At 57.3% G+C, this 13155-nt stretch carries 11 protein-coding genes and 1 CRISPR repeat array; of the genes, 10 read left to right on the top strand and 1 reads right to left on the bottom strand.

The annotated features are described in order from the left end of the window. Positions 1-34: 34 nt before the first annotated feature. Positions 35-2186: a CRISPR direct-repeat array (repeat unit 36 nt; unit sequence GTTCCCCCTTCGGGGGGATCCCTAGAAATTGGAAAC). A 34-nt stretch (positions 2187-2220) separates the two neighbouring features. From cfa to NW839_RS02785, 10 genes are all read left to right on the top strand, one after another. Further along, positions 2221-3396 (top strand): cyclopropane fatty acyl phospholipid synthase, encoded by a 1176-nt coding sequence (gene cfa, locus NW839_RS02830; protein WP_414352034.1) that lies wholly within the window; start codon positions 2221-2223, stop codon positions 3394-3396. 305 nt (positions 3397-3701) lie between these two features. Next, positions 3702-4757: an extracellular solute-binding protein gene (locus NW839_RS02825; protein ID WP_099812785.1), complete on the top strand. Its 1056-nt coding sequence runs from the start codon at positions 3702-3704 to the stop codon at positions 4755-4757. A 110-nt stretch (positions 4758-4867) separates the two neighbouring features. Further along, positions 4868-5650: an ABC transporter permease gene (locus NW839_RS02820; protein ID WP_414352035.1), complete on the top strand. Its 783-nt coding sequence runs from the start codon at positions 4868-4870 to the stop codon at positions 5648-5650. Next, entirely contained in the window at positions 5647-6456 is an 810-nt protein-coding gene (locus tag NW839_RS02815; protein ID WP_099812787.1) for an ABC transporter permease, read from the top strand. Before NW839_RS02820 ends, NW839_RS02815 begins: the two co-directional genes overlap by 4 nt. Further along, positions 6453-7547, top strand: coding sequence for an ABC transporter ATP-binding protein (locus NW839_RS02810; protein WP_414352036.1), 1095 nt, complete (start codon positions 6453-6455; stop codon positions 7545-7547). The genes NW839_RS02815 and NW839_RS02810 overlap by 4 nt, the downstream gene beginning before the upstream one ends. Positions 7548-8082: 535 nt before the next feature. Then, complete coding sequence (locus tag NW839_RS02805; RefSeq protein WP_168173332.1) at positions 8083-8739, top strand: GntR family transcriptional regulator; 657 nt, start codon at positions 8083-8085, stop codon at positions 8737-8739. Between the two features lie 238 nt (positions 8740-8977). Then, entirely contained in the window at positions 8978-9421 is a 444-nt protein-coding gene (locus NW839_RS02800) for a SufE family protein (RefSeq protein ID WP_414352037.1), read from the top strand. 52 nt (positions 9422-9473) lie between these two features. Further along, positions 9474-10556 (top strand): metal ABC transporter solute-binding protein, Zn/Mn family, encoded by a 1083-nt coding sequence (locus NW839_RS02795; RefSeq protein WP_414352038.1) that lies wholly within the window; start codon positions 9474-9476, stop codon positions 10554-10556. Further along, positions 10553-11353 (top strand): metal ABC transporter ATP-binding protein, encoded by an 801-nt coding sequence (locus NW839_RS02790; RefSeq protein WP_414352039.1) that lies wholly within the window; start codon positions 10553-10555, stop codon positions 11351-11353. The genes NW839_RS02795 and NW839_RS02790 overlap by 4 nt, the downstream gene beginning before the upstream one ends. 11 nt (positions 11354-11364) lie before the next feature. After that, positions 11365-12201 carry a metal ABC transporter permease gene (locus NW839_RS02785; protein WP_414352040.1) on the top strand — a complete coding sequence of 279 codons (837 nt, stop codon included), beginning with the start codon at positions 11365-11367 and terminating at the stop codon, positions 12199-12201. On the opposite strand, the gene NW839_RS02780 is transcribed toward NW839_RS02785, so the two are convergent. Continuing rightward, positions 12170-13021 (bottom strand): hypothetical protein, encoded by an 852-nt coding sequence (locus NW839_RS02780; protein WP_414332345.1) that lies wholly within the window; start codon positions 13019-13021, stop codon positions 12170-12172. The two genes, NW839_RS02785 and NW839_RS02780, sit on opposite strands and share 32 nt — an antisense overlap. Positions 13022-13155: the final 134 nt, after the last annotated feature.

Here is a 13155-nt window from a genome sequence, read left to right as displayed (position 1 = left end):
TTCTTAGTCCACATACCTGTAGAAGAATAGTACCGTTCCCCCTTCGGGGGGATCCCTAGAAATTGGAAACGTACCCGTGTTCCCCTCGGAACCATGGGTCGTAAATCCAGCAGGTTCCCCCTTCGGGGGGATCCCTAGAAATTGGAAACTCTCTAGTACTCAATCTATTGAACAACTTGCTACTTTGTTCCCCCTTCGGGGGGATCCCTAGAAATTGGAAACATGAGGACATCATTTCCGTTGGTTGTACCAACGACAACAAAGTTCCCCCTTCGGGGGGATCCCTAGAAATTGGAAACTGGTGGATCCCCGATGAGGAAGTGGCAGATGGGTGAGTTTGTTCCCCCTTCGGGGGGATCCCTAGAAATTGGAAACTGCCAAAGCAATAGGCGTACAACTGCTGTAAATAAGACAGAGTTCCCCCTTCGGGGGGATCCCTAGAAATTGGAAACGGTTATTCAGTTAGCTCTTCCTGACCTTCGGGAAGAGGAAGTTCCCCCTTCGGGGGGATCCCTAGAAATTGGAAACGAGCCAGTCCTCCTCGACCTTCGCCCCGTTAAGGGCGAATCGTTCCCCCTTCGGGGGGATCCCTAGAAATTGGAAACTCTTTCAAGCTTACGGAGCAGGCCCGCGCGATCCAGGTTCCCCCTTCGGGGGGATCCCTAGAAATTGGAAACATTTTCATTTTGTACCTCCCTTTGTAGGGGATAAAGAACAGTTCCCCCTTCGGGGGGATCCCTAGAAATTGGAAACGCCATAACGCCACAGACGATCGTGCGGGGATCCATAGCCGTTCCCCCTTCGGGGGGATCCCTAGAAATTGGAAACTTCAAAATTACGTGAGCTATAGTTAGTGACTATGTAGTGTTCCCCCTTCGGGGGGATCCCTAGAAATTGGAAACCTGCAGTCAAGTAGCTTGCGTGAAGCGTATGTATGTTCCCCCTTCGGGGGGATCCCTAGAAATTGGAAACTTCTTGATGAACTGCAGAGCCTTTCGATACTCCCCGCGTTCCCCCTTCGGGGGGATCCCTAGAAATTGGAAACAAACCACTGCTCGGAGTAGTTTTGGTAATTAACCCAGTGACGTTCCCCCTTCGGGGGGATCCCTAGAAATTGGAAACCTCAGGCCCGCCAAAATGGGTCCGAAAATCCCAAATTATCGAGTGTTCCCCCTTCGGGGGGATCCCTAGAAATTGGAAACGCGAAGCTGCCCCGGATTTCCCACCGGCCTACTGCGATTATGTTCCCCCTTCGGGGGGATCCCTAGAAATTGGAAACAGACAGTCGGCTAAGAAGCCGCCGATGTCCTTATAAAACAGAGTTCCCCCTTCGGGGGGATCCCTAGAAATTGGAAACTGTAGATAGTTCCTTCAGGTACTCGTGGGTTAAAGACGATTCTATGTTCCCCCTTCGGGGGGATCCCTAGAAATTGGAAACGGTAGCTAACCAAACCTGTTAAGGGACCAGGTACAGAGACAGGGGTTCCCCCTTCGGGGGGATCCCTAGAAATTGGAAACTGGAAGATCTCGTCTATCTCGCGAATGTCCCATTTGTTCCCCCTTCGGGGGGATCCCTAGAAATTGGAAACCTTCACTATGAGCCGTGGTGGCTCATAGTACGGTTTTCCGGGTTCCCCCTTCGGGGGGATCCCTAGAAATTGGAAACTTTGCGCCCCAGAGCATATCGTGGACCACCTTTGCAGTTCCCCCTTCGGGGGGATCCCTAGAAATTGGAAACATTGAAGATGAACACAACCTCATCTTCGAGAAACAAGATTGGTTCCCCCTTCGGGGGGATCCCTAGAAATTGGAAACAGTACAGTTTCGTCCTCAAGAAATAACACGTGGTCACGTTCCCCCTTCGGGGGGATCCCTAGAAATTGGAAACACCAAGGAAGCGGGTATCTTGGACATAACTACCTCCCTTGTTCCCCCTTCGGGGGGATCCCTAGAAATTGGAAACATTATCCGTGCGATATCACGGATGTATGCACAGCGCTCGTTCCCCCTTCGGGGGGATCCCTAGAAATTGGAAACTTTCACGGACCAGCCACCCCCAGCTACTGTGATACTTTAGGGTTCCCCCTTCGGGGGGATCCCTAGAAATTGGAAACTTGAAATGCGTGACCTGGTACACCAAGCTCAGGAGGGTTCCCCCTTCGGGGGGATCCCTAGAAATTGGAAACTTGTTGGATCCCTTGCCACCTTGGGGTGTATTTGTTGAGTCAGTTTCCCTGCAGTGAGGGATCCCTAGGGATGGGGAAAGGACTCAACAGCTTGCACCGGCTGGCGCGTCAGCATGCGCTTCGGGTTTTGGATGTTGCCGGTATAACCCTCAATGGCTCGCAACCTTGGGATATTCAAGTTCACGACGAGCGGCTATATCTGCGCTGCCTGCTCTATGGATCCCTGGGCTTTGGCGAGGCCTACATGGAGGGCTGGTGGGATTGCGAGGCCATTGATGAGTTAGTTTGTCGTCTCCTAACTGCCCAGGCGCCGCAGCGGGTGGGTTGGCTAATTCAGCCCCTACTTGGGCTGGACAGTCGCCTCATCAACCGCCAGCGGGGCAAGGGGGCATTTGTCATTGGCCGGCGCCACTATGACATTGGCAACGATCTCTATGAGGCCATGCTGGATCGCCGCATGATCTACAGCTGTGCCTATTGGGATGGGGGCGCGCAAACTCTGGATGAAGCCCAAGAAGCTAAGCTTGACCTCATTGCCCGCAAGCTGGAACTCCAACCCGGCATGCGGGTGCTCGACATCGGCTGTGGCTGGGGCGGCACAGCCCAGTACCTGGCCGAACGCTACGGGGTGCAGGTTGTGGGGATTACTGTTTCCAAAGAGCAAGCCAAACTGGCCAGCGAACGCTGCCGCGGCCTGCCGGTCGAGATTCGGTTAGAAGACTATCGCCAGACCCAGGGAAAGTTTGATCGCATCCTTTCTGTCGGCATGTTTGAACATGTTGGCTACCGAAACTACCGAACGTTTATGCAGGTAGCCCGCCGCTTGTTGAACGACAATGGCTTGTTTCTTCTGCACACCATCGGCAGCAACGTGGCCTACCAGGGGCGGGATCCCTGGATTGAGCGCTACATTTTCCCCAACTCGATGCTGCCCTCGCCTCATCTGATTACTGCAGCCTTTGAGGGCTTATTTGTGCTGGAAGACTGGCACAATTTTGGGATCAATTACGTGGCCACCTTAAAAGCCTGGCACGCCAATTTCGAGCAGGCATGGCCAAAATTAGCCGACCGCTACGATGAGCGCTTTCGCCGCATGTGGCGGCTCTATCTCCTGATGAGTGCCGGTAGCTTCAAGGCCCGGGCCAGCCAACTTTGGCAACTGGTCCTCTCACCACGGGGAGTAAGTGGCGGCTATCGCTCGGTGCGGTAGCGAGAAGTCGGAATAGCCCTACCCACACGGCTTTTCCCAACTGCACAAGGGGTTCACAGATCGAGCCGGATCCCTGTCACGCAGAATAGGCTTCCCCCACGAAGAACAACGAACTCTGTCCAGAACAGGCCGCCACAGAGAAACCGCCGGCCCGGTAGGGATCCCTTGTCAAATCCTGTTTCAATCCACGAGCTCAAGGATCTCTGCAAACCCCAAGAGGGAGCCAGCTCTTAACGTCAGCTTAAATTCAGTCGTGTAGCCTGCTAATAAGCGCATACACTTATTGGCGCAAGGAGGGTGTCAAGATGAAAAAGCTGGCTGAGCTTCCCCTAATTAGTCTCCCGGTCGCCGCTTTGTTGACAGCATGGGCAGTGGCAACCTCGGCTCCTCCAGCAACAGGGGTTCCGGCTGGCGGGCGTGCTGCCTTGGTGGTGGCCTACAACAGTCCGGAGAAATGGGCGAACTGGGGCGAGGTGCTCAAGTCCTTCACTGCCAAAACTGGCCTGCAAGCCCCCTCGGATCCCAAGAATTCGGGCCAGACACTGGCTGCCCTCAAAGCTGAAGCCGCTGCCCCACAAGCGGATACTGCCTACTTCGGAATTGTCTTCGGCATTCAGGCCGCTGAGGCAGGTTTGCTGGAGCCCTACAAGCCAGCTGGGTTTGATGAGATCCCAGAGGGGCTGAAAGATCCCGAGGGCCGCTGGATGACGATTCATCAAGGAGCAGTAGCCTTCTTGGTCAACACCAAGGTACTGGGCAACGCGCCTGTCCCTCAGTGCTGGGCTGACCTGACCAAGAATGAATACAAGGGCAAGGTGGGTTTTCTGGATCCCACCCAAGCAGCAATTGGGTACTCGGTAGCTACAGCTGCTAACCTGGCGCTAGGCGGTACGCTGGAGAACTGGGATCCCGGCATTCGATACTTGGCTCAGCTTAAGGCCAACGACTTGCAGCTCCCAGCCCAGACAGCCACTGCCCTGGTTCAGCAGGGAGAGATTCCTATCCTGATCGATGCTGACTTCAACGGATATCAGCTCAAGAACAACGAGAATGCCCCGGTTGAAGTCGTGATCCCCTGCGAGGGCTCAATCGCTATTCCCTATGTGATTGGCTTGGTCAAGGGCGCACCCAATTCTGAGGGTGGCAAGAGGTTGATAGACTTCACGCTGTCGAACGAGGGTCAGGTGTTGTTTGCCAAGAGCTATCTGCGGCCCGTGCGGCAAGTAACTGTGGATCCCGGAATTGCTGCCAAGATGCTCCCGGCCAGCGCCTACGAAAAAGTAGCTGTGCCGGACTACGGGCAAATGCGCGCTGTGCAAGAGCGATTCAATGAGCGTTGGAAGGCCGAGGTAATCCGGTGATCTTGAGCACAAACTTTTGCTCTCTCGGGGGGTCGCGGGCAACAAGACAAGTATTGCTCGCGGCACCCGTTGTTCTACTGTTCGCCCTGGGGCTGCTGGTACCTCTAGTTGTGTTGCTTCGCCAGAGTCTGCTGGACGGGAGCAGCGGTCGCCTAACGCTGCAGAACTACGCGGCAGTTGTCACTTCACTGGCTTATCGCCGCGCTTTGCTCAACAGCGTGTTGATTGCTGTCGCCTCTACGCTGCTGGCGCTGATCTTGTGTTTTCCGGTGGCCATTTACATCGAGCGATCCAACAGCCCTTACCGAAATGCGTTGGCAATAGCCTTGACCGTACCGCTTAGCCTGCCTGGAATTGTCATAGGTTTCTTCGTCATCTTGTTCTTCGGAACGACCGGCGTTGTGCCGCAGCTTTTTCTGCTGCTGACAGGTGAACGCCAGCTAAGCCTTGCCTATACCTTTGGGGGGATGTTGCTGGGCTACTTGTATTTTCAAATCCCCCGTGTTGTGTTGGTGTTGCGTGGTGCAGTCTCAGCGCTATCGCAGGACGTGATCGACGTCAGCCGCACGCTAGGTGCCACCCCTTTGCAGGTTTACCTCAACGTGCTGCTACCAACGCTTCTCCCGGCTTTGCTCAGCGCTGCCAGCGTCAGTCTGGCAACAGCCCTCGGGGCTTTTGGCACGGCAGCCACCCTAAGCCGTGGCTTTCGCGTGCTACCCCTTGAGATCGCTTCGTCATTCACAGAAAGCTTTCAACCAGAACGCGCGGCCAGCCTGAGCATTGCTCTCACTCTGCTGACTACGGCCATTCTACTGGGTCTGGGTCAGGTTGCTGAACGTGGCCTACAGCCTCATCGCCCGCCAGATATGTTGCAGAGGGAGCTGGTGAAGTGAAGCCACTAGCTTGCAAGCGCCAGCACGCAGCGGATCCCGTCACAGCGATTGGGCAGGGGTTCACCTTGGCTGCAGTGATCCTGTGCCTGGCACCAGTGCCCTTGCTGATTGTTGTGGCGACCACTGTTAACTGGCCGCTTGGTTTTTGGGCTGGCGGGGTCACCACCAACTGGCTGTGGCAGGGATGGGAAACTGTGCGACCCTACGCCCTCTTTAGCCTGCGCCTAGCCTGCACGGTGCTAGCAATTGACCTGGCTGTTGGTTTACCCGCCGCATGGCTTATTGCGCGGCATAACTTCATTGGCCGGCAGGCGCTGATGGCCTTGATCAATCTGCCGCTGGCCATCCCCGGCATTGCCATTGCCTTGGCTTTAATCTTGGCTTACCCAGCAGCTCGAGCCAGCGGGCTACTGCTTCTGCTCGGTCAAGTGATCTACACCCTACCGTTTCTGGTGGCAACCTTGGTGCCGGCGCTGGCCCAAGCGGCATTGATCGAGCGCGAAGCTGTGGCCTGCACCTTGGGCGCATCGGCCATGCAGCGGCTGTGGTATGTGACGCTCCCCTCGATCCGCAGCGCGTTGCTGGCTGCTTTGATTTTGGTGTTCACGCTGTCCATGGGGGAGTTCAATGTCTCGTTCTTCTTGTTCACCCCTCTGAACAAAACGCTGCCCATCGAGTTGTACTCGGCATACATCACCAACCGGGTGGAAGTGGCGGCGGCGATTACAGCCATTTTTCTCTTCTTCGTCGTGCCTGCTGCCATCGCCATTGAGTGGCTAGGCGGTAGCAAGATAGGACAAGCATGACCAGCCCAGCCTCTGTAGTGTTCGATCACATCGCCTATGCCTACACCCCTGGACGTTGGGTGGTTCAGGACATTTGCCTGGAGGTGCAACCTGGGGAGATCGTGGTGTTGGTCGGCCCCAGTGGCTGTGGCAAGAGCACTCTGCTGCGCTTGGTAGCCGGTTTGCTGATCCCTACCCAGGGCCGTCTTTTGCTCGATGGGATCAACACAAGTACGTTAGCACCGGAGAAGCGACTTGTGGGTTGGGTTCCCCAGAGTTATGCCCTGTTTGAGCATCTAAATGTTCGGGATAACGTGGCTTTCGGACTGCGCATGCGCCGGGTGGCAAAAGAAGCAATGAGCCGGCGCATCAGCGAGATGCTGGAACTTTGCCGCATCGCTGAGCTGGCCGACCGACCAGTTACCCAACTCTCTGGAGGTCAGCGCCAGCGCGTGGCTATTGCCCGGGCCCTAGCTGTGTCGCCGCGCGTGCTATTGCTGGACGAGCCTCTGGCTGCCCTGGATCCCCAACTGCGGGCAGCTATCCGGGCTGACTTGCAAGTTCTGCTGCGCGCCAGTGGCGTGACAACCCTCTTCGTCACCCACGATCAGGAGGAAGCCCTGGCCATTGCCGACCGAGTAGCTGTGCTGCAGGCTGGTCAAGTAGAACAATTCGGGACACCGCAGCAGATCTGGCAGTCACCAGCCAACTCGTTTGTTGCCCAGTTCTTTGGCGGCGCAACTGTGCTTACAGCTCGGCGCATCGGCCCAGGCCGCGTGCGTCTCGCACCCGGACTAGAAGCCGACGTTCCTTTGCATTGTGACGACCAAGTGGTACAAGTGGCAGTTCGCAGCGGCGATCTGGAGCTCCTGCCCGAGGTTAGCCCATCGACGGAAGCAGGGCAGTTCATCCCCATGACCGTTGAGTTTGCAGGCGATGCCTTTAGGATCACTGGAGAACTGATAGGCGCAGGTAGAGTCACGCTTCTGCACAACCGACCGGTTATCCCAGGGCAGAGATATCCTGTTCGCGCCAAGCCGGGCCACATCCTTTCTACCGTTGGCCAGTGTCCCTACTGCAACCAAGCTAGGGATCCCAGTCAAAGCGGATAACTTTTGCCAGAGACAACTGAGTTATCGAGCTGGCCTGCGAAGACACCGAAGGATTGGTTTACCCTGAACACCTGGGATAATCAGCTATCTGCTGTTGTCGGCTTGGCCGTGAAGGCAGTTCTCCAACTTCAACTCGCGCCTCCTTTTGCCGTATGCTTTCCAGAGTTGAAGCAGGTTGATACTGCCAAGGGAGCCCTGCCGGACGGTGAGTAACTTTGCAGCCTCTCCTACCTTGATCTCCTACCTTGTCAGTGTCTTGTCGGGGGCAAAGGGTACCTATACAATCACGACTTCAACAGACGCTGACCTACAGGTTCTCAGAAGGCTAGCTATCTCTTGCTGCTCAAGCACTTCGTAGCAGCAAGCCCACGCACTTACTATGGGCAAACCAGCAGGAGCACGGATGGCTACAGCGAACGACGGCACCCCAGCTAAATCTCGACCTGGCAGACGCTGGGCAAAATCAGCCGACCTGCTTGCGCAAGGAAAGCTCAAACTCCGACCTGCTAAGTCTGGCCAAACGCCGCAGCAATTGGTGTACACAAAGCTACGGGAGATGATCCTGAACAGCAAGCTGCAACCGGGCGAGTGGCTGCGCCAAGAGCAGTTGGCCTCTCTTTTCGGCGTCAGCCGCACACCTATTCGCGAGGCCCTGCGCATGCTGAGCCAGGAACACCTGGTTGAGTTTGTTACCAACTATGGGGTGCGGGTGGTGCCGCTCAGTTGGGAGGAATTTGAAGAACTCTATGCGATGCGCATTGGGCTGGAAGGGTTGGCTGCACGACTGGCTGCCGAGCAAGCTACTCCGTCGGACGTGGCCGAATTGCGAAAACTCTTAGCTGCCATTACAACGCTGGCCGATGGCACGGATCTATGGACCTATCTGCGCGAGGAGTGGCACTTTCGTCTCAGGTGTTACGCCATCACGGGTCGGGAACAGCTGATCCAGCGGATCAGGAATCTGCGCGAGCACGCCGAGCGGTATCTAAGGCTGGCCTATAACGTTGAAGGCAAGATGCAGGAGTCGCTTGACTTTCATCGCAAGCTGCTAGAAGCAATTGCCATCCACGACGGAGCTGCTGCCGAGCGGATCAACCAAGAGGCACTGCGCTGGACGCTGGCCAACGCCGGCCCAGTCGTGCGCGCCAGTCAAGCGCTGCAGAGACCGCTGGATAAAGCAGCCGGTGACTAGAGAATGGCTTGGCCGACGGCGGAGCTGTCAGCGCAAAAGCCAATTGCGCCGATCCAGCACGGGATCCACTTCCACAACGTCCAGTGATCCAATCCTTCTGCAGCAGCCATCCCTCTCAGCCCAGTAGGGATCCCCTGCCGCATGCTTGGAATCTTCCGGATCCCGGCTGAGCAACTGACTCCCCTGGGAAGGGTGTTATTATGGATCTGATTATCATTCTCATCAGACGAGCTGGCGGATGCCCAAAGCTCTGCGGCAAATTATTGAGCGCTTCCAAAAAGCCAAAACTTCTAAGCAGAAGTACGAGCTTCTGTTGGCTTATGCCAAACGGCTGCCCCCTTTGCCCGAAGCGGAGAGAAGGGAGGAGAACCTAGTCAGAGGTTGCGCTTCGCGGGTGTGGCTGGCCACCGAGTTTAGGGAGGGCAAGGTCTACATCCAAGGGGATGCCGATGCTCAGTTGGTCAAGGGTTTGGTGGCCATTGTGGTGGAGGGGCTAAGTGGCCTAGCGCCGGAAGAGATTTTGGGGGTTTCCCCAGAGTTTGTGCGGGAGATGGGCCTCAATTTCAGCCTTAGCCCTTCCAGGAGCAACGGTCTGGTGAGCATGTTTTCTTTGCTCCAGCAGAGGGCTTTGGCTTTTCGAAGGTCGGGTTCTGCAAGTTCTGCTGTCTCTGTTGTTTTGTGAGGTATTTCTGCACATGACCGATAGGCTTAACTCTCTTCGCTCTGTTCGATCCATGCGATCGCTGGTATCTCTGGTGGCCGCTCTTTCGGTCGGGATCCTGGGCGGCTTGCACCTTCGACAGGAGGGATCCCAAGCCCAGCAGGGATCCAGCCCCCCAAAGGTGGTGACCACGATTTTGCCGATAACGCAATTTACCCGTGCTGTGGCCGGGGATCGGGCAGAAGTCACGCCACTCCTTCCCCCTCAGATGGGGCCCCACGACTTTCAGGCTCGACCTGAGGAGGTTCGTTTGCTGGCTCAGGCGGATGTGCTGGTGATCAACGGGTTGGGTATGGAAACGTTTTTGGAAGGGTTGATCGCCAGCGCTGGGAACCCCCAATTGCAAATCGTTGACAGCAGCGAAGGGATCCCAACTTTGCGGGCTGAGGAGCCAGAGCATGGGCACTCCCACGGTCACGGCCATGGACACTCTCATGGACACAGTCACGGCCATTCTCACGGGCATGGCCATGGCCACTCTCATGGGCACAGCCACGGCGAGTTTAACCCCCACATTTGGCTGGATCCCAGGCGGGCTATTCAGCAGGTGGAAAACATCCGCGACGGCTTAATCGCTGCGGATCCGGCAGGGGCGGAGATCTACCGGGCCAATGCGGCTGCTTTTATCGAGAAGCTCAAGGCTTTGGATGAGGAGATTGCCGCTCGGCTAGCTCCCTTTGCCGGAAGAAGCTTTGTGGTCTTCCACGACTTTGCCCCCTATTTTGCCGAGCGCTACAACCTCAAAGCCGAGTTCTTGGTGGAGATCCCAGAGGCCAATCCTTCTCCAGAAGATGTGCGACGGGTGATGGAGACGGTGCGGGCATCCGGCCTGAAGACGATCCTGGTGGAACCGCAGCTGGGGAGTAACAACCCCTTTGAGGTTTTGGCCAGAGACCTAGGGATCCAAGTTCGCGTTTTCGATCCCATCGAAACCGCTGGCCCTGAGGGGATCGAGCCGGAATATTACCTGACCATCCTGCGGCAAAACGTGGAGAACCTGGTCTCCGCCTTTGAGAAGGAGACGGCCTTCCTGCCCCTGCAATTGCCGCTGCTGGGCCAAGCTGCTCTCGAACACCTGCTGGCGAGGGGGCGATGATCTCCTGCTCCGGCGAGGTTGTCCTGCGCGTCGAGGGGCTGACAGTCTATCGGGGATCCCAGTTGGCGGTGCAAAATGTGTCGTTTGAGCTGAGGGCGGGATCCCATACGGCGGTTGTTGGCCCCAATGGAGCCGGCAAAAGTACCTTGGTGCAGGCCATCTTGGGGATCCTGCCGCCGCAGTGCGGCTCGGTTTGGATTCTGGGAGAGCCGGTGCGCCTGTCCGGCTATTTGCCCCCGTCAGTGCGGCAGCAGGTGGCTTACGTGCCCCAGCGTTTTCAGTTCAATCCTGGGATCCCCATGGTGGTGGAGGAGTTTGTGGCTTTGGGTTGGGGGGCATTGCAACCCCGCTGGCCCTGGCAGCAGCGCTCTGCTCGGCAGCAGGCGGTGCAAGAGGCGCTGGAACGAGCCGGCGCATCCCACCTGTCCTCTAAGGCTTTGGGCCAGCTCAGCGGCGGGGAGCTGAAACGGGTGCTGTTGGCCTATTGCTTGGCTTGGCCGCGGCGGCTGCTTATCCTCGACGAGGCACCGGCAGGCTTAGATACGCTCAGCGAGGGGGAGTTTTACCGGCTCTTGGAAGAGCTGCGCCAATCTCTGGGCTGGGCTATTTTGCAGATCTCCCATGATTTGGAGATGGTGTCCCGCCATTGCGACCGCGTGCTGTGCCTCAACCAATCCCTCATCTGCCAGGGATCCCCCCAGGTGGCTTTGGCACCAGAAGTGCTGAGCCGGGTTTATGGGCCTGTTCGCGACAGCGGTGCGGAGCACCATTTTGTCCGCTACATCCACCGTCACTGAGAGACAAAGAGATGTCGGAAGGCTGGGCGCAGGTGGTGGAGCTGTTGCAGTTGCCCTTTATGCAGCGGGCCATGCTGGGTGGGATCCTCACCGGCATGACAGGTGGGCTGCTGGGCAGTTTTGTTATTCTGCGGCAACTGTCGTTTTTTAGCGATGCCCTGGGGCATTCGGCTCTGCTGGGGATTGTTTTGGGAGTGCTGCTGGGGCTGAATCCCACCGTGGTGTTGATGGTGTTTGGGGTGGGATTTGCTTTGGGCGTCACCTTTGTCTTGGAGCGCACTCAACTGTCGGCGGATGCGGTGCTGAACATCATCTACTCTTCCTCTTTGGCGCTGGCCGTTATCGCCCTCAGCTTGCTGCCCGGCTATCGGGGCAACCTCAACCAGTTGTTGTTTGGGGAGATTTTGGGGATCAGCCCGGCAGCCCTGTGGACGAGCGGGATCCTCTTGCTGATCAGCTCGGCCTATGTGGGATTGACTTTGCCCTCCCAAATGTTGCTGACCCTGGATGAGCCGCTGGCGCGGGCGCGGGGGGTTCAGGTGGGCTGGCAGAAGCTGGCTTTTGTGGTGTTGCTGGCTGTGGTGGTGGCGCTCTCAATTCGCTCTGTGGGGGTGTTGCTGGTGAGCGCTTTTGTGGTCATCCCAGCCTCGACGGCAAGGCTTTTGGGATCCCGCTTTACAACCTATGTGCTGCTGGCCATAGGTATTGGGGGACTGAGCGCGGTGCTGGGGATGATCGCCTCGGCAACCTTCAACCTGCCCTCCGGCCCCAGCATTGTTGCCACCCAGTTGCTCTTTTTTCTCCTAGCTATGGCGCTCAAGGGGGTGTCGCAACTCCTGCAGCTCTAGCTAGCGGCAATCCAAGAGCTCTCTCGGGCAGCGGCTTTTCCTGCAGAAGCTGGCCAAACAGGCGGCGATAGCTCTCTGGAAAGACCTGCCCGCTGAGGGTGGGCTGCTCGTAGACGCGCTTGAGGGTGTTGAGATCCCGCTTGGTAATGTTGGGCACCCGCAACACCCGCCGATTGCCGGTAGCCGCCGCATGGTGTCCGCCATACATCAGATCCCGCAGGTTCGGGCTATGGCCCCACAGCCCCAGCCCATGCCCGATCTCGTGTCGGGCCACCGCCGTTATTTCGGCCAACCCCTGTCCTTCTGCAATGACGATGCGCACCCGCTGCTGCAAAGAGCCATCGGAGGCGAAGAAAAACTCCGGGCGGGCCGCCCCAGCCACCCCGCCGCCAATAGGAGGAACGCGGTAAATGCTCATCCCGTAGAAAGCCTCCTCCTCTTTGGCCACCACCTTGAGCGGGATGTAGGCCGACCACTCCTTCACCGCTTGCTCCACGGAGGCCTTCCACTGGGGGTGATCCCCTTGGATGTAGATAGGGACGGGATAGAAGGCCCACTGGGCATAGGCTCCACCTGGCAAAAGCGGCTCGATTTCCTCAAAGTAGTCTCCCACCGCCTTGTCGTAGGCGTAGCGATCCAGGCCGGGGGGGAGTTTGAGCCGCATCGGCTGCGGCAGTTCTCCGGCTTGAGTTTGAGCCTGGGCTTGCAGGGCTTCAATGCCAAAAAAGTGGGGAACCAGCAGGGATCCCCTGCCCCCCACTGCCAGGACGAGGAGCATCGTCCAGCCGAGGATGCAAAGCTGTAGAATGCGCCGCCGCATCAAAGCCGCCCTTTCGCCCTTGTCTTTCTACAAGGTTAGTGGCTCAGAAAGCAAGTGTCGTTCGTTTGACATCCTCCCCTGCCTGAAGGCCGGAGATTCCTACCACGCTACGCATGGATGGCTCCTTGCGCAGT

Source organism: Synechococcus sp. R5-15, assembly GCF_047462035.1.
GTDB lineage: Bacteria > Cyanobacteriota > Cyanobacteriia > Thermostichales > Thermostichaceae > Thermostichus.
The sequence above is the reverse complement of the archived record's forward strand: the minus strand, read 5'-3'. Positions and strand labels throughout refer to the sequence as shown.

Bases quoted from the DNA above. Each gene is read 5' to 3' on its own strand.
- NW839_RS02825 (WP_099812785.1), top strand. From the start codon at position 3,702: ATGAAAAAGCTGGCTGAGCTTCCCCTAATTAGTCTCCCGGTCGCCGCT.
- NW839_RS02795 (WP_414352038.1), top strand. From the start codon at position 9,474: ATGCGATCGCTGGTATCTCTGGTGGCCGCTCTTTCGGTCGGGATCCTG.
- NW839_RS02785 (WP_414352040.1), top strand. From the start codon at position 11,365: ATGTCGGAAGGCTGGGCGCAGGTGGTGGAGCTGTTGCAGTTGCCCTTT.
- NW839_RS02790 (WP_414352039.1), top strand. From the start codon at position 10,553: ATGATCTCCTGCTCCGGCGAGGTTGTCCTGCGCGTCGAGGGGCTGACA.
- NW839_RS02810 (WP_414352036.1), top strand. From the start codon at position 6,453: ATGACCAGCCCAGCCTCTGTAGTGTTCGATCACATCGCCTATGCCTAC.
- NW839_RS02780 (WP_414332345.1), bottom strand. From the start codon at position 13,021: ATGCGGCGGCGCATTCTACAGCTTTGCATCCTCGGCTGGACGATGCTC.
- NW839_RS02800 (WP_414352037.1), top strand. From the start codon at position 8,978: ATGCCCAAAGCTCTGCGGCAAATTATTGAGCGCTTCCAAAAAGCCAAA.